15 protein-coding genes are annotated in these 16,253 nt (G+C 61.5%); 1 reads left to right on the top strand and 14 read right to left on the bottom strand.

The features are described 5' to 3' along the window. Nucleotides 1–6 precede the first annotated feature (6 nt). Nucleotides 7–1,545: a tripartite tricarboxylate transporter permease gene (locus KUW17_RS07725; protein ID WP_222477706.1), complete on the top strand. Its 1,539-nt coding sequence runs from the start codon at nucleotides 7–9 to the stop codon at nucleotides 1,543–1,545. 462 nt (nucleotides 1,546–2,007) lie between these two features. Here KUW17_RS07725 and nuoG read toward each other — a convergent pair whose 3' ends face one another. The 14 genes from nuoG to KUW17_RS07655 all read right to left on the bottom strand — a co-directional run bounded on the left by nuoG (nucleotide 2,008) and on the right by KUW17_RS07655 (nucleotide 16,198). After that, nucleotides 2,008–4,419: an NADH-quinone oxidoreductase subunit NuoG gene (gene nuoG, locus KUW17_RS07720; protein ID WP_222477704.1), complete on the bottom strand. Its 2,412-nt coding sequence runs from the start codon at nucleotides 4,417–4,419 to the stop codon at nucleotides 2,008–2,010. After that, the gene (gene nuoF / locus KUW17_RS07715; protein WP_222477702.1) at nucleotides 4,413–5,690 is read right to left on the bottom strand and encodes an NADH-quinone oxidoreductase subunit NuoF; all 1,278 of its coding nucleotides are present in this window, start codon (nucleotides 5,688–5,690) and stop codon (nucleotides 4,413–4,415) included. The genes nuoG and nuoF overlap by 7 nt, the downstream gene beginning before the upstream one ends. Then, nucleotides 5,687–6,199 carry a complex I 24 kDa subunit family protein gene (nuoE, locus tag KUW17_RS07710; RefSeq protein WP_222477700.1) on the bottom strand — a complete coding sequence of 171 codons (513 nt, stop codon included), beginning with the start codon at nucleotides 6,197–6,199 and terminating at the stop codon, nucleotides 5,687–5,689. The genes nuoF and nuoE overlap by 4 nt, the downstream gene beginning before the upstream one ends. Beyond that, on the bottom strand, nucleotides 6,196–7,413 hold the full coding sequence (nuoD, locus tag KUW17_RS07705) for an NADH dehydrogenase (quinone) subunit D (RefSeq protein WP_222477698.1): 1,218 nt from the start codon (nucleotides 7,411–7,413) through the stop codon (nucleotides 6,196–6,198). Before nuoD ends, nuoE begins: the two co-directional genes overlap by 4 nt. Continuing rightward, entirely contained in the window at nucleotides 7,410–7,919 is a 510-nt protein-coding gene (locus KUW17_RS07700; RefSeq protein WP_222477696.1) for an NADH-quinone oxidoreductase subunit C, read from the bottom strand. Before KUW17_RS07700 ends, nuoD begins: the two co-directional genes overlap by 4 nt. 2 nt (nucleotides 7,920–7,921) lie before the next feature. Beyond that, entirely contained in the window at nucleotides 7,922–8,431 is a 510-nt protein-coding gene (locus KUW17_RS07695; RefSeq protein ID WP_222477694.1) for a NuoB/complex I 20 kDa subunit family protein, read from the bottom strand. Continuing rightward, nucleotides 8,419–8,781: an NADH-quinone oxidoreductase subunit A gene (locus KUW17_RS07690; protein ID WP_222477692.1), complete on the bottom strand. Its 363-nt coding sequence runs from the start codon at nucleotides 8,779–8,781 to the stop codon at nucleotides 8,419–8,421. Before KUW17_RS07690 ends, KUW17_RS07695 begins: the two co-directional genes overlap by 13 nt. A gap of 112 nt (nucleotides 8,782–8,893) precedes the next feature. Next, nucleotides 8,894–10,348: an NADH-quinone oxidoreductase subunit N gene (locus tag KUW17_RS07685; RefSeq protein WP_222477690.1), complete on the bottom strand. Its 1,455-nt coding sequence runs from the start codon at nucleotides 10,346–10,348 to the stop codon at nucleotides 8,894–8,896. Between the two features lie 10 nt (nucleotides 10,349–10,358). Then, entirely contained in the window at nucleotides 10,359–11,837 is a 1,479-nt protein-coding gene (locus KUW17_RS07680; protein ID WP_222477688.1) for an NADH-quinone oxidoreductase subunit M, read from the bottom strand. Continuing rightward, nucleotides 11,834–13,606: a Na(+)/H(+) antiporter subunit D gene (locus KUW17_RS07675; RefSeq protein WP_222477686.1), complete on the bottom strand. Its 1,773-nt coding sequence runs from the start codon at nucleotides 13,604–13,606 to the stop codon at nucleotides 11,834–11,836. The genes KUW17_RS07680 and KUW17_RS07675 overlap by 4 nt, the downstream gene beginning before the upstream one ends. Continuing rightward, nucleotides 13,599–13,853, bottom strand: a complete 255-nt coding sequence (locus tag KUW17_RS07670) for a hypothetical protein (protein ID WP_222477684.1) — start codon at nucleotides 13,851–13,853, stop codon at nucleotides 13,599–13,601. The genes KUW17_RS07675 and KUW17_RS07670 overlap by 8 nt, the downstream gene beginning before the upstream one ends. Next, complete coding sequence (locus KUW17_RS07665; protein WP_222477682.1) at nucleotides 13,853–15,343, bottom strand: monovalent cation/H+ antiporter subunit D family protein; 1,491 nt, start codon at nucleotides 15,341–15,343, stop codon at nucleotides 13,853–13,855. The genes KUW17_RS07670 and KUW17_RS07665 overlap by 1 nt, the downstream gene beginning before the upstream one ends. Nucleotides 15,344–15,347: 4 nt before the next feature. After that, complete coding sequence (gene nuoK / locus KUW17_RS07660) at nucleotides 15,348–15,650, bottom strand: NADH-quinone oxidoreductase subunit NuoK (RefSeq protein ID WP_222477680.1); 303 nt, start codon at nucleotides 15,648–15,650, stop codon at nucleotides 15,348–15,350. After that, nucleotides 15,647–16,198, bottom strand: coding sequence for an NADH-quinone oxidoreductase subunit J (locus tag KUW17_RS07655; protein WP_222477678.1), 552 nt, complete (start codon nucleotides 16,196–16,198; stop codon nucleotides 15,647–15,649). Before KUW17_RS07655 ends, nuoK begins: the two co-directional genes overlap by 4 nt. Between the last annotated feature and the right edge of the window lie 55 nt (nucleotides 16,199–16,253).

Raw genomic sequence — 16,253 nt, 5'->3', positions numbered from 1 at the left:
CGCCGCATGGAGCTTCTCGCAAATCTTGGCGACGGCTTTGCCATCGCGCTCAGTTGGCAGAACATCGGCCTGGCACTGCTGGGCTGCTTCCTGGGCACAATCATGGGCGCCTTGCCGGGGCTCGGGCCGTCGAATGGGGTCGCCATCCTGATCCCCCTGGCCTTTACTCTCGGCTTGGGGGCGACGCCCTCGCTGATACTGCTGACGAGCGTCTACTACGGTGCGATGTACGGCGGGCGTATCAGTTCGATCCTGCTGAACATACCCGGCGACGAGCCAGCCATGATGACCTGCCTGGACGGCCACCCGATGGCCAAGAAAGGGCTGGCGGGCGAAGCGCTGTCGCTGTCGGGCATAGCGTCCTTTGTTGGCGCCTTCCTGGCCACCTGGGGGCTGATCCTGCTGGCGCCGCAGCTGGTGAAGATCGCCCTGCTGTTCGGCCCGGCAGAGTATTTCGCCCTCTTCGCGCTCGCCTTCATGACACTGGGCGGCGTTTCGTCGACCAACCAGGCAAAATCGGCCTTTGCCGCGGCGCTGGGGCTTGGTCTGGCGACCATCGGCGTCGATACCCAGACCGGGGTGCCGCGCTTCACCTTCGGAGAAGTGCATCTTTATGACGGGCTGGACTTCCTGGTGGCCATCGTCGGCCTGTTTGCCCTGTCCGAGGTCTTCATCTTTCTCGAAACCCGGCATGGCGGCTCGGACGCTGCAGGTCGCAAACTGACCATCGGAAAGCTCTACCCACCAATGGCAATGATCCGCCAGACCACACCGACCATGCTGCGGACCTCCTTTTTGGGCTTTATTGCAGGCGTGCTGCCAGGAGCCGGGGCCTCGCTGGGCTCGTTCATCTCCTATTCGATGGAAAAGAAACTGGTCGACAAAAAAGGCACCTTCGGCACCGGCGATCCGCGCGGGGTGGCGGCTCCCGAGGCAGGCAACAACGCCGCGGCCGGCGGTGCCTTGGTGCCAATGCTGGCGCTGGGGGTGCCGGGATCAGGTACTACTGCTGTTCTGCTGGCGGTGCTGTTAGCGCTCAATATCACCCCTGGCCCGCTGCTGTTCAGCCAGAACCCGGACGTGGTCTGGGGCTTGATCGCGGCCCTGTTCATTGCCAACTTCATGCTGCTGGCCATGAACATTCCGATGGTCGGGCTGTTTACCCGCGTGCTGATGATCCCGTCGCGGATCCTGATGCCGATTGTGGCAATGGTAAGCTTTGTCGGCATCTACGGCATCTCCGGCAGCACCTTCGACCTGCTTGTCATGATCGGTTTTGGCGTGATGGGCTGGGTCCTGCGCAAGCTGGACGTGCCGCTGGTACCGATCATCCTGGGCACGCTTCTGGGCAACGCGATGGAAAACAACCTCCGCCGCGCGGTCACAATAGATAACGGCAACTGGTGGACGCTCGCGGACAGCCCGCTGTCAATTGCGCTTTGGGCAATTGCGATCATCGGCTTTGTCCTGCCGCTGATTGTCGGTGCGCGAGTGAAAGCTAAGATGCATCAGCGCCGCGACGAGGAGGGTGCAATCAGCGATTGATCCTGTAAGCAGCCGTTCCGGGCTTTGTTCCGGAATGGCTGTGATAAGGCCGACGATTCCAATGCCGCTTAGCGCGGTCTCTGCAAGAGCACTCGGCCTCCGCCGGTCCACTTCGGCACTGAAGGTTGGAGACATCAAAGCTTCGAAAATGGCGGCAGGCCGATGCGAGTTTCTATATCAGGCGTATTGCCGTCATCAGTCCGGCAATGGAACCTTGGGGTGGCCGGATAACTAGCTGAATTAGCCCAGCGCGGTTCACAACGCTTTCAAACGACACGCCCAAGAAGTGTGCTGAACGCTCTCCGCAAAACCTGGGTTACTCCAAGGTCCGTCCCAAGGATTTAGTTCAGAACGTCCTTACCGGCCCCATACTCTTCCACAGCTATTAGCAGCGGTGTCTCGGGCGTGCCGCCATTTCGCTTTTTTGTGGTCAACTGCCGTAACTCTAGGGTGCCCTCGCACTCAATCTTCCAGAGGCAGCAACTCCACCGTTACTCTTGGCGGGTAGCCGGCATCCGCAAGCAGGCTATTTTCGCCATTCACCAGATAACATTCTGGAATAAAGACCGTCTTTTCGTCAAATGCGGTGTTGATCTTCAGGGGCGCGGTAAAGCTTGCCCCTTGGCACGAGATCCGAACTGACAGCGCACCGGCAGCTTGGGCATAACCTTCTCCTGGGTTCGACTCCACATAGGGTCCACCGCCAAGCATAGACAGGCATTCCGAACGGGTTGACAGCTGACCGGACTGGAACAGGCCGTCGCCCGTGACAAGATAGCGCTCCTGACTCTGACTGTCGCCATCATCGGGCAACAACGGCAATGCAGAAGCCGGCACTTCCCCAGCAGGAACTTCAGATGTCCCTTCCACCCCGAATGCTCCAAATCCCGGCACCTCCTCTGCAATCGCAGCCTGCACCTGTTCCGCAGAAACCGGTTGCAGTTCCTCACCCATGGCTTGCGCAATTTGCTTGAATACCTGCCGCGGCGTTGGCCCGTCATAGCCGGCGGCCTTGACCGCTTGTACCTGCTGCACCCGTCCTTCGTTGTTTGTGAAGGTCCCGTCTTCCTCGCCATATGACGGGGCTGGCAACAGCACATCCGCCAGTTCTGCCGTAGCGTTCATATGGGGTCCGTGCACAACCAAGCAACCCGCACGCCGCCCGCCCCTGTCGCCTGGTCCTGTGTCCGGCCAGGTGCGGGCCGGGTCGGCGCTCAGGACATACAGCAGCCCCGGCGCCTCGTCCGCTGGCGCTTCGGAACCCTTGCTAGGCCGCCAGCCCGGCAAAACACCCGGCAGGCAGCCCATATCCCACAAGCCCAGTTGGTTCGGCCGGTCAAAAAGGAACTGCAGTTGGACTGCCTTGCCTTGAGCCGAGTAATGAGCAACCGCATGTGCAATCCACTGCAACGTTTCGGCGGCCGCGCCGGTGCGCAGGAATTCAGTCCCAGCCAGCAGGGCAATACTCTCTGCACCAGCCAAGACCGGTTCGGCAGCACCTGTAAACCCGGCCATGGCGCGGCTCTCCACCTCCTGCCCGCCTGCAGTGAGCTGCGCCAGTAGATGCACCTCCCGGCCCGGCAGCAGGCGCAGCTTTGCAGCCGCTATCCCGTCCAGGCCGCAGGGCCGGGAGCTTGCCACCAGAAGCCGTTTGCCGGGATCTGCCATCGCCGCGCGGATCAAATAGCCGCTGACCGGGTTCTCATCGGTCACATTCGACCCCAGCACGAAAATGCAATCTGCCTTCAGAAGGCTGTCCAACGGCCTGCGGGCCGCAAGCTCTCCAACGGTCTGCGCCAGAGCTGCAATTGCCCCGTCAGCCTGCAGACCGCTGAAGCGCGTGCTGGAGCGGATGTCCTGGGTGCTGAAGGCCTGCCGCATCAGCCGCTGAAACATGAACGCGGTTTCATTGGTCTGCCGCGGCGAAATCTGCCCTTGGATGCTGCCGCCCTGCTCTTGGACTTCGCGGGCCTTTGCGGCCACGAAACCGATTGCCTCCGCCCAACTGACCGACGCCAGGCCGCCATTCTTCCTGATCATCGGCTCGCGGATGCGATCGCCGACGCCAATGGCATCAAACCCAAACCGGCCCTTGGCGCACAGCAGTTCGCCGTTGATTCCGGTATCAAAGCGGCTTTTCACCCGCTTGAATTCTCCGTCGCGTGTCTCCACCGTCATGCTGCAGCCAGTGCCGCACATGCCGCAGATTGTTTCGGTCCGCTGCATGTCCCAGGGGCGCGCCTTGTACCGGTAGGGGATGCTCATCAGCGCGCCCACCGGGCAGACCTCGATGCAATTGCCGCAATGGCTGCAGTCCTTCAGGCTGTTGCCGGTGCCGGTGATTTCAGAGTCCAACCCGCGCTCAGAGGTGCCTAACGCGACGTCGCCGACGATTTCCTCGCACATACGCACGCAGCGCTGGCACTGGATGCAGCGGTTGGCGTTGAAGACGATCACCTGGTTGAGCTCGATATCCCGCTCGCGGAACACCCGTTTCGGGTCGCGCAGGCGTGAGCTGCCGCGGCCGTATTCGAATACCGTGTCCTGCAATTCGCATTCGCCGCCCTTGTCGCAGACCGGGCAGTCCAGCGGATGATTGGCGAGCAGGATCTCCAGCATGTCCTCTCGTGTCTCCACAACCCGGTCAGAGCGGCTGTGCACCACCATGCCTTCGGCCACCGCGGTGGCGCAGGAGGGCTCCAGCTTTCCGCGGCCCTCGATCTCGACCAGGCACATCCGGCAGGAGGCAGAGATTGACAGGCGTTCCTGATAGCAAAAGGTGGGGATTTCGACTGAAGCAGATCGCGCGGCCTGCAGGATGGTGGTGCCCGGTTCAACCTGCAGTTCGCGGCCATCCAGGGTGAACGTCACCATAGCCGCATCTCCTGCACTGGCTGTGCCTGGACTGGAATCAGCGCCTCGAACTCATGCCGGAAGTGCTTGAGCGCCGCTCCCAAGGACCAAGCAGCTCCATCGCCGAGCGCGCAAAAGGATTTACCAAAGATGCTGCCGCAAAGCATTTCAAGCTGCTCCACATCGCCGGGCGAGCCCTCGCCGGCCTCTATCCGGCGCAGTATCTTGGCGGCCCAAGTCAACCCTTCACGGCAGGGAGTGCATTTGCCGCAGCTTTCATGGCTGAAAAACTCTGTAATGCGCCGCGCCACGCGCGGGATTGACGCACTCTCATCCAGGCCGATCACCCCGGCAGACCCCAGCATGCTGCCTGCCTCCGCCAAGGAGCTGAAGTCCATCTTCACATCGAAACCGCTCTCTGGGAACATCGGCGCCGACACGCCGCCCGGGATTGCTGCCTTGAAGCGGCCGTTGATTGCGCCGCCGCCATAAACCTCCAGCATCTCGCCCAGAGGCAACCCCATCGGCGCTTCATAAACGCCGGGTGCTTTCACATGGCCGCTGAAACAGAACAGCTTGGGCCCCGGCCCGTCCTTGGGCCCCATCGAGGTGAACCACTCCACCCCGCGGCGGAACAGATGCGGCAGGCAAGCAAGCGTTTCCACGTTGTTGACCACGGTGGGGCATTCGTAAAGGCCCGCTACCGCCGGGAACGGTGGTTTCAACTTCGGCTGGCCGCGCTTGCCTTCGATTGATTCCAGGAGCGCAGTTTCCTCGCCGCAGATATAGGCGCCGGCCCCCTTGTGGATGTGAATATCCAGATCAAAGCCGCTGCCCAAAATGTCCTTGCCAAGATAACCCTTCGCGCGGGCCGCCACGATGGCCTGTTCGCAGCGCCGCACCGACAGCCCGTATTCTCCGCGGATGTACAAATATGCTGTGTTGCTGCCGATCGCATAAGCGGCGATGATCATGCCTTCGATAAGCTGGTGCGGATCGCGCTCCATCAGGATGCGGTCCTTGAAGGTGCCCGGCTCGCCCTCATCGGCGTTGCAGCACAGATAATGCGGCTTGCCGCTGTCTTTTGGAACAAAGCTCCACTTCAGACCGGTGGGGAAACCGGCCCCGCCCCGCCCGCGCAGGGTTGACGTCTTTACGGCTTCAATCACCTGATCCGGCGCGTAGCCGGCCAGCACGATCCTCATGCCTTCATAACCGCCGGAGCGTTCATAGACAGAGATGTCAGGCGCATCGGGGTTCTCAATGTTCTTGAGAAGCACCAGTTCGCTCATGCCGCGCCCTCCTTTGCCTCACGCGTAAGGACCTTCAGGAGCGCGTCGAGCGTCTCTGCAGTGACGTCTTCATGATACTCATCATCAACCATCAGAACCGGCGCCTTGTCGCAAGCGCCCAGGCATTCCACACCGCTGAGCGTGATCAGCCCGTCTGCCGTTGTTTCCCCGTCTTTCACCGACAGTTGCTCTTGCAGGCAGTCCAGTATCTCCTCCGCCCCGCGCAACATGCAGGACACGTTTGTGCAAAGGCGCAGGTGATGGCGCCCTGGCTCCGCCCGGTCGAACAAGGTGTAGAAGCTCGCCACCTCAAACACCCAGATTTCCGGGACGTCCAGCAACTCAGCAACGGCCTGATAGGTGGTGCCATCGACGCTGCCGTATTTCTGCTGGGCCAGCTCAAGCGCGGGCATGATTGCGCTGCGGCTGGTGGGGTAGCGCGCCGCGGCTTCCTGCACCTGGGCAGCCAGCGCGGCTTTGATCCCGGCAACGGTGCGGTCGTCGGTCATTTATCAACCTCCCCCATCACCGGATCCAGGCTGCCGAGCATGGCGATCACATCCGCCAGGTACTTCATGTTGGTGGTGCGTTCGGTCAGTGCCTGCAGGTTGACGAAGGAAGGCGAGCGCACCTTGAGCCGGAACGGCTTCTCGCTGCCGTCGGAAATCAGGTAATATCCCAGCTCGCCCTTGGGCGCCTCGATGGCGGAATAGACCTCGCCCTTCGGGACCTTGAACCCATAGGCTGCCAGTTCGAAGTGGTGGATATGGGTTTCCATCGAATGGGCCAGCAGGTCCTTGTCGACCGGGAAGGCGATCTTCGGATCATCGACCAGGAAATCGCCCTTGGGCATCTGCTCCACGCATTGCCGGATCATCCGCAGGCTTTCGCGCATCTCGTCCAAGCGGCATTTCCAGCGGTCATAGCAATCGCCGTCCTTGCGGGTGATCACGTTGAACTCCAGCCGGTCATAGATTTCATAGGGCGCATCCCGGCGCAGATCCCAGTCCACGCCGGAGGCCCGCAAGTTGGGTCCGGTAAGGCCAAGGGCGATGGCATCCTCGGCGGCAATGTTGCCAATGTTCTCTACCCGGGCGAGGAAGATGCGGTTGTTTTTCAGCAAGGTTTCATAATCCGAAATCCGGTCCGCGAAGATGTTGCAGAACTCCAGAATTCGTTCTTCGCAGCCATCCGGCAGGTCCTCGCGTACGCCGCCGACCCGGACAAAGGAGGTGTGCATCCGCACCCCGCTGATCATCTCCATCAGGTCCAAGACCATCTCGCGGTCACGCATAGTGTAAAGCAGCGAAGTCATCGCGCCGACGTCCATCGGCAGCGCGCCGGTGATCAGCAGATGGCCGGAAATGCGCGCGAGTTCCGCCATGATAACTCGGATGTACTGCGCTCTCACTGGCGCTTCGATCCCTAGCAGCGCCTCGACTGCCAGCGCATAGCCCAGGTTGTTGGACGGCGGGCAGAGATAGTCCAAGCGGTCGGTCAGCGGGAAAATCTGCGTGTATGTGAAGCTTTCGAACAGCTTTTCAGTGCCCCGGTGCAGCAAGCCGATATGGGGCTCGATCCGCTCAACAATCTCCCCGTCCATCTGCAGCAGCAGGCGCAGAACGCCGTGGGTGCTAGGGTGCTGCGGGCCGAGGTTCATCAGCACTTCGCGCGCATAGCCGCTGCCAGCCGGAGTTTCCTGCAGGGTTGTGACTTCGGTCATGCCCCGCCCCCGTTTTCCGTCCGTTCAACGCCCAGCGGGTTCATGCCGTCCTTGTAGCCGCGCAGGGGAAAGTCGCGGCGCATCGGGAAGCCGTCGAATTCATCCCACATATAGAGCCGCCGCAGATCCGGGTGGTTGTCAAAAAGGATGCCGTACATGTCATAGGCCTCCCGCTCGTGCCAGTTTGCGGTGGTCCAGACCTGGGTGATGGTGGGCGCGACCGGCGGGTCGCCAAGCTGGCACTTCAGCCGCAACCGCCAATGGTTGGGGATCGACACCAGGTGATAGACCAGTTGGAAGCGCGGGGTCTCCGGGTGGAAATCCACACCGCAGATATCGGAAAGAAAATTGAACTGCAGCTCTGAATTGTCCCGCAGGCACAGGCACAGCTCCACCAGGTCTTCGGGCGGCACCCAAAGGCAGGGCATGTCGGCCGCCGTTTCATCCAGCGCAACCCTGCTGCAGAACCGCTCCAGGACGCCTGCAAGGGGAATTGCCTCACCCATGGTTACGCACCCTCAGGAGCCGGCAGCGTATCCGGTTCGGCCCGCAGCACCCGTGTGCCAGTGATCTTCTCCTGCAACTGCAGGAAACCATGCAGTAGCGCCTCGGGTCGCGGCGGGCAGCCGGCCACGTGAATGTCCACCGGGATGATGCAATCAACGCCCTGCACCACCGCATAAGTGTTGTAGACGCCACCGGAAATAGCGCAGGTTCCCATCGCGATGACATAGCGAGGCTCGGCCATCTGGTCATAAAGGCGGCGAACAATCGGCGCCATTTTCCGGGTCACCGTGCCGGCCACGATCATCACGTCCGACTGCCGCGGCGAGGGCCGGAACACCACCCCGAACCGGTCCAGGTCATAGCGCGAGCAGCCCGCGGAAATCATCTCGATTGCGCAGCAGGCAATGCCGAAGGTCTGCGGCCACAGCGATGATTTGCGGCTCCAGTTGATGATGTTGTCCGAAGTGGTGAAAAACACGCTGTCTTGGAAGCGGTTGGTCAGGACACCCATTCCAGAGCTCCCTTTATCCAGGCGTAGGCAAAACCGACCAGCAGCAGCGCGATGAACACAAACATCTCGATATAGCCGAAGAGCCCGAGGTCAGTGAGCACCACCGCCCACGGGAACAGGAACATGGTCTCGACGTCGAACACGACAAAGAGAATGGCAATCACGAAATACTGAACCTTGAACAGCCCCCCCGACGCCTCGCCGACATGATCGACGCCGCATTCATAGGGCCGGTTCTTTTCCGGGTAAGGATTGGCCGGCCTGATCAGCCGCGACAGAGTCAGGATGAACACCGAAAGCGCGACGACTACGGCAACCATCAGAAACACAGGAAGAAAATCGATAGGCATTGCTGTCTTTCCTTATGTGTTCGACCCTGTCCGACCCTCCTCAGGCTTAGTGTTCCGGCAGCACCTGCCGCGGTGTTCTCTTCTTGCCGCAAGCATACACCAATGGGCCTCCTCAACCAAGGCCAGCCGCTGCCGCCGCCTGCGCCACGCCCAGAAACCAGGTCGGCAGAACACCGGTCAGCAGGGTGCCGGCAAGGGCTGTCAGAAGCACCAGCCGCACTGCCGGGGAGATCCGGATCTTTGCCGGTTCCGCAGGCTCCTGCATGTACATGAGCATGATGATACGCAGGTAGAACCAGGCGGCTGTCGCGCTGAACAGCACCGCAATCACCGCCAGCGCCGCATGGCCTGCTTCGATCAGCGCCATAAGCACATAGAACTTGGCGAAAAAGCCGCCGGTGGGCGGAATGCCCGCCAGCGAAAACAGAAACACCAGCGCCATCGCCGCAAGTCCGGCATGGCTGCGCGCCAGCCCGGCAAAGGCAGAGATTGGCTCTCCCAGATCGGCGCCCTTGTTCAGCAGGATGATGACGGCGAACAGCCCCAGCGTCATGAAAGTATAGATCAGCAGATACAGCATCACGCTGGCCAGGCCGCCGGTGCCGCCGGCAATCAGCCCCAGCATCAGGAAACCGGCATGCGCAATCGACGAATAGGCCAGCATCCGCTTGATATTCTGCTGCACCAGCGCCGCCAGGCTGCCCAGCCCCAGGGTCAGCACCGCCATTGCCACGACGCTGGCGCGCCAGACCGCTTCCAGCGCTACCAAGTCCAGCATCAGAATACGCAGCAACACTGCAAACGCCGCCGTCTTGCCCACCGCCGCCATGAAAGCGGTGATGGGCGAAGGCGCACCTTCGTATATATCGGGCACCCACATATGGAACGGCACCGCGCCGACCTTGAATAAAAGGCCCGACAGAAGAAACAACGCTGCGAGTGTCAGGAGCGGGCTGGAGATATCCTGTGCCGCCAGCGCCGCCTGCAGACCCTGCAGCTGGGTCGTGCCCGCCAGGCCATAGAATAGCGACAGGCCAAACAGCAGCAGACCAGAGGAAAACGCACCCAGAATCACATATTTCAGCGCCGACTCGTTGGACCTGCCATGTGTCTTGAGGAAGCCTACCAGCACGTAAACCGACAGCGCCTGCAGCTCCAGCCCGACATAGATGATCACCAGATCGTTGCCCGACACCATAATCATCGCGCCCGCCAGGGCGCACAGCAACAGGGCGTAATACTCGCCCTTCACCGCCCTTTCCGTGGCCAGATACCCCCCGGACATCAGGATCGTCAGCGCGGTTCCCAGATAGAGAACCATCTTGAGAAACGAAGAAAACGGATCAACCGCAAACATGCCAGAGTAGACTGTCTGCGGGCTGCCGCTTGCAAGACCCCAGCTCATGCCCGCAGCTAGGGCAATCATCAAAACGCTTATTCCCGCCAGCCATCTGACATGGCCCGGGCCGGGCAGCAGCGACAGCATCAGCACGGTACAGGCCGCAAGAATGATGATGATCTCGGGGCCGGAAGCCAGTATCGAGGCGGTGACCGATGTCATCTCCATGCCGCCCTCCTCATTGCGCCGTCCCCGTTGGCACAATCTGGGTCATCAAGTGATCCAGTGATGGCTGCAGGATGGAAAGGAAGGGCTTTGGATACAGGCCGAACCAGAACACGAACAGCAGCAGCGGCGCCGCGCAGGCCAATTCACGGTGGCGAAGGTCCTGCATCACGGATCCCTCCGGCACTTTGACCGGCCCCAGTAGCATCTGCCGGTACAGCCCCAGCAGATAAGCCGCCCCGATTAGCGCCCCCAGCACCCCGGCGGTCCCGGCCCAGCCGCTGACCCCGAAAGTGCCCGCCAGCACCAGGATTTCGCCGATGAAGCCATTGGTGCCAGGCACGGCCATGGACGCTAGCAGAAAAGCCGCAAACAGGATGCCAAAAACCGGTACAGCCTTGATCATGCCGCCGTAGGCGGCAATTTCGCGGCTGTGGGTGCGTTCGTAAATCAGCCCGACAAACAGGAACAGCGCGCCGGTTGATATGCCGTGATTGAACATCTGGATCACCGCGCCGGACATGCCGTTTACCTCAAAGGTAAACAGCCCGAGGGTGACAAATCCCATATGGCTGACGCTGGAATAGGCGATCAGTTTCTTGATGTCGTTCTGCGCCAGCGCCAAGAGCCCGCCATAGACAATAGCGGCAGCCGAGAGGGTGATCATCAACGGCGCCAGGTATTGCGAGGCATCCGGCAGCATTGGCAGCGAGAAGCGCAGAAAACCATAGGCACCCATCTTCAGCAAGACACCGGCCAGGATGATGCTGCCCGCCGTCGGCGCCTGCACATGGGCATCCGGCAACCAGGTGTGCACAGGCACCATCGGCACCTTGACCGCAAAGGCCACCAGAAAGGCCAGGAACACCCAGACTTGCAGCCGGAACGGATATTCCGCCGCCATCAGCGCCAGCATGTCAAAGGTGCGCCCGCCCGCGAAATACAGCGCCAGCAAACCGACCAGGAACAGCAAGCTGCCCGCCAGAGTGTAAAGGAAGAACTTGAACGCGGCATAGATCCGGTTCCCGCCGCCCCAGATGCCGATGATCAGATACATCGGTACCAGCATCACTTCCCACAGCACGTAGAACAGCACCAGATCGAGGGCGCAGAACACGCCCACCATCATGGCCTGGATGGCAAGCAGGCAGGTCATGAACTCCTTGACCCGCTCGGCAATCGCGCGCCAGGAGGCTAGCACGCAAATCCAGCCCAGCAGCGTGGTCAGCAGCACAAACCAGACGCTGATGCCGTCGATGCCCAGCCGGTAGCCCATATTCAGCGCGGGCACCCAGATGCGGGCCTCGCGGAACTGCATCGCGGCGGAAGCCGGATCAAAGGCGGCCAGGATCCAGACCGCCAGAAGGAAATCCGCCAACAGCACCAGAAGGGTGAACCAGCGCACCGCATCCCTGCCGCGCAGGAATGGCACCACGGCTGCCCCCGCCACAGGCAGCAGGATCAGGATACTGAGGACGGGCAGGCCGTTCATCGCGCACCTATCCCGGTGACCAGCGGCAGCCCGAGCACTGCAATCAGCCCGGCAATGATCCAGAAAGCATAGTGCGACACCACACCGGTCTGCAGCCTGCGCAGCACCAGCCCGCCTTGGCGGGCGGTCTCAGCCACGCCATTGACCAGCGCATCCACCACCCCGAGGTCCACTTGCAGGCTCAGCCGCGACAGGCGGTGCATCAGCCGCAGCCCGGCACCGTCGGCCAAGGTGATCAGCATTTGTTCCCAAACCAGAACCGGCCCTTTGGCCAATCGCATGAACAGCGCCGCGCCGCGCCGGTAGGCCCAATCGGTGTCCAGGCTGATGGTGTCTTCCGGATCCAGGCGTTTCAGCAGCAGCACAAAGGCCAGAAGGGTGAACATCAGGATGCCGAGGCTCTCGGTAACATGCACGCCGGTATAGGGCTGGTAGTCCACCGGATAGGGCAGCAGCGCATAAAGTATCTGCGGATAGACCCCGATGCCGATGCAGAAGGCTGCGGCGATACCCATCGCCAGCAGCATGTTCAGCGGCGGCTCCGGCGGCCGCAGCCCGCTGTCTTTGCCGAAGAACATGTAATAGGGCAGCTTCAACCCGGTGTGCAGGAAAGTGCCGGAGGAGGCCACGGTCAGCAGCAGCGCCGCCGCCGCCCGGTGGTCCCCGGCGGCAGCGGAGACCACCATAGATTTGCTGACAAACCCGCTGAACAGGGGAAAGGCCGAAATGGCAAAAGCGCCGATCATGTACAGCACAACGGTCAGCGGCATCGTCCGGTACAGCCCGCCCAGTTCGGTCAGTTTGCGCCGCCCGGCCATCATGATCACGGCGCCAGCCCCCATGAACAAGAGCCCCTTGTAGAGGATATGGGCAAAGGCATGGCTGGCGGCCCCGTTCAGCGCCATCTCGGTGCCGATCCCGACGCCTGCCACCATGTAACCCACCTGGCTGACGATGTGATAGGCCAGCAGCCTGCGGCAGTCGTTTTCCAGCACCGCGAACACCACCCCGTAAAGCGCCATGGCGACGCCGAGCCCCACAAGGATCTCCGTCCCCGGGTAGTTGCGGATCAGCACGTAAACGGCGGTTTTAGTGGTGAAGGCGCTGAGGAACACGGCGCCGGTCACAGTGGCTTCGGGGTAGGCATCAGTCAGCCAGGCATTGAGAGGCGGCACCGCCGCATTGATCAGGAAAGAGACCAGGATCAGCCAGTAGGCCAAGCCCCCCTGCCCCGCATCCAGCGGCCCCACCAGCCAGGAACCGGTCTGCAACCCGTGCAGCACAATGCCGCCAAACAGCAGCACCCCGCCCGCCACATGAACCAGCAGATAGCGAAACCCCGCCGCCACTGCCTTGGCATTGCACGAGGCAAAAATCAGATAGGCGGAGGCAAAGGCCATCACCTCCCAACCTATCAGCAGCGTCAGCCAGTCGCCGGCAAAGACCACCCCAAAGGCGCTGCCCGCATACAGAAATGCGGCAACCCGCTGGCCGGTGCCCTCTATATGCCAAGCATAGAGGTTGCCGATCACCGACATGATGGCAAAGACCCAAGCAAAGACCAGCGACAGCTTGTCAGCTTGGAACAGCACCAGCTCAATGCCGGCAAAAGCGACTGCGCCGGACCTGCCCGGTTCCATCTGCGACACGCTGTACAGCACCAGCAGCGGCACGATCAGCGACAGCAGCTTTTGTACGGTGCCGCGGATGAGCGGCAGCAGCAGCGCGCCCAGAAGCATCAGCATTGCAGGGTGCAGCCACTCAGTCATAATAGCCCTCGTCCCGCATGATACCGCCCTTGTGGCCGATGAACTTGCTAACGAAGATGATAGCCACGCAGCTGGCGAAGCCGAACACCGCCCCCCAGCCGGGGATGGCGTCCCAGAAGTGTTCGCTGTGGTGGCGCGGCACCAGCAGATCGGCGATCAGGATCAGCCCCAGCACCACCACCAGCAGCCGCCAGCGCAGCCTCTTGTACCGCGTGTCGCCGAAGAAATTCACCAGCCGGCCGATCATCACAGCCCCGCTCCGCGCATCACAAGCTGCGCCAATTCAACGAAGAAGCCCGGATTCAGCCCCAGCGCCAAGGACAACAGTGCTGTGATCAGCAATGGCACCGCCACCATCGGGATCTCGCGCACGTCCTGCATCGCCACCAGACCAGGGGTGCCGGGTTTCTCAGCCTCAAAGAACGCGGTGTAAGTCACTGGCAGGAAATAGGCCGCATTGAGCAGCGCGCTGGCCAGAAGCACGGTCAGGAACACCATCTCCTGGCCCCCGGCCGATCCCAGCACCAGATACCATTTACTGACAAACCCGCCGGAGGGCGGAATGCCGATCATGCCCAGCGAGCCAATGAAAAACGCTGCCATGGTCCAGGGCAGCCGCCGCCCGATGCCTGACAAATCACTGATGTTGCGGCGGTGCGAGGCGCAGTAGATCGAACCGGCGCAGAAGAACAGCGTGATCTTGGAAAACGCATGCGCCGCAATATGGGTGATGCCGCCAATCGCCGCCATCGGCGTCAGCAGCACCGCTCCCAGGATGATGTAGGAGAGCTGGCTGACAGTCGAATAGGCCAGCCGCGCCTTCAGGTCGTCGCGGGTCAGAGCATAGACCGAGGCCATCACGATAGTAAAGGACACCAGGTAGGCAGTGGCAATGCCGAGCCCCAGGCTGCCCATCAAATCGACGCCGATCACATGAAAAATCACCCTCAGCATGCAGAACACGCCCATCTTCACCACGGCAACTGCGTGCAGCAAGGCGCTCACCGGGGTCGGCGCCACCATCGCAGCGGGCAGCCAGGCGTGGAACGGCATCACTGCCGCCTTGGCAAAACCTGCGAGGTAGCAGAGATAGACCGCACTCAGCAGCCAGCCCTCGGCACCAGAACCCGCCAGCAGCCCCTGCGGCAGAAAATCCAGCGAACCGGCCAACTGATAAGTAAGCGCCAGCGCTGCCAGCAGAAAGGATTTCGAGGCGCCGATCAGATAGACCGCATAGCGGCGGCTGCCGGCCCAGCTTTCGCTGTCCTCCTTGTGGTAGACCAGCGGATAAGTCACAAGGCTCAGCACTTCGTAAAAGATTACCAGAGTGAACAGATTGGCCGCAAAGGCCCCGCCCACCGCCGCCGACAAAGACACTGCGAAGGCGGCAAAGAACCGGGTCTGCGCATGTTCGTTCAGGCTGCGCATGTAGCCGATGGAATAGAGGGCGGCAAAAATCCACAGCAGGCTGGACACAGTGGCGAACACCATCCCAAGCGCGTCCGCTCTGAAGGCAAAATCCACCCCCGGCAGGATTTCAAACAAACTAAGCTCCAGCGTGCCGCCGGCCAGCACCAGCGGAGCCATCGAAATCACTATCAGGAACTTCAGCACCGCCGCGGCCACGGATACCGCATCCCGCAGGTTGGGGCGCTGGTGCAGGCACAGGATCAGCCCCGCTGCCGCCAGGCTTACGGCAATGGCCAGAAGCGGCCGGATCGACAGCAGGAACTCCACCAGTTCACCCCTTCAAAACAGTCAGTTCATCCACTTCCAGCGTGTGGTTGTTGCGCAGCAAGGCGACCAGAATGCCAAGCGCGACCGCAACTTCCGCCGCGGTGATGGCAATAACAAAAATGGCGATGATTTCGCCGCGCAGGTCCTGCAGCGCATGGCCGAAGGCGACCAGGTTGATAGTCACGCTGTTCAGCATCAGCTCCAGCGACATCAGCACGATCAGCACATTGCGGCGCAGCAGAACCCCGGCGCCGCCGATTACAAACAACACCGCCGCCAGGATCAGGTACCAAGATGTGGGGATCATCGGGCTGCCCCGCGCGTGGCCTTGCCCTGTGCCGCTTTTTCATCGGCCTCATCGCTGCGGGCCAGAACCACTGCCCCGATCAGGGCAACCAGCAGGATCACTGAAGCCACCTCAAACGGCAGCAGATACTCTTGGAACAGCAACAGGCTAAGATCCGCCACAGACGGCTGTTCGGCGACCCGCGGCCCCGGCCCCATGACCGCGTGCAGGCGGGCGCTCTGCAGCAACAGGAAAATCAGCTCACCTGCCAGGATCAGCAGCACGATTACACCCGGCAGCGGCGCCCTGGGCAGAAAACGGGCCTGTGCCTCCTTGCGCACGTCCAGCATCATGATGACGAACAGGAACAGCACCATCACGGCACCGACGTAGACAAATATCTGGATCACTGCGAGGAAGGGCGCGCCAAGCAGCACGTACAGCGCGGCGATCTGAACCAGGCAAGCCACCAGCGCCAGCGCGCTGTGGATAGGGTTCCGGGCAATTACCACAAGCAGCCCCGCCCCCACCGCAACCGCTGAGAGCAGAATAAAAAATGCCTGTTCCATCTATGCCCTCCCTGAATATTTTCTCCCGCTCTTATCTTCCTGATGGCCCGCTGCC

The sequence above is a fragment of the Leisingera aquaemixtae genome, assembly GCF_019801145.1.
Lineage (GTDB): Bacteria > Pseudomonadota > Alphaproteobacteria > Rhodobacterales > Rhodobacteraceae > Leisingera > Leisingera aquaemixtae_A.
The sequence above is the reverse complement of the archived record's forward strand: the minus strand, read 5'-3'. Positions and strand labels throughout refer to the sequence as shown.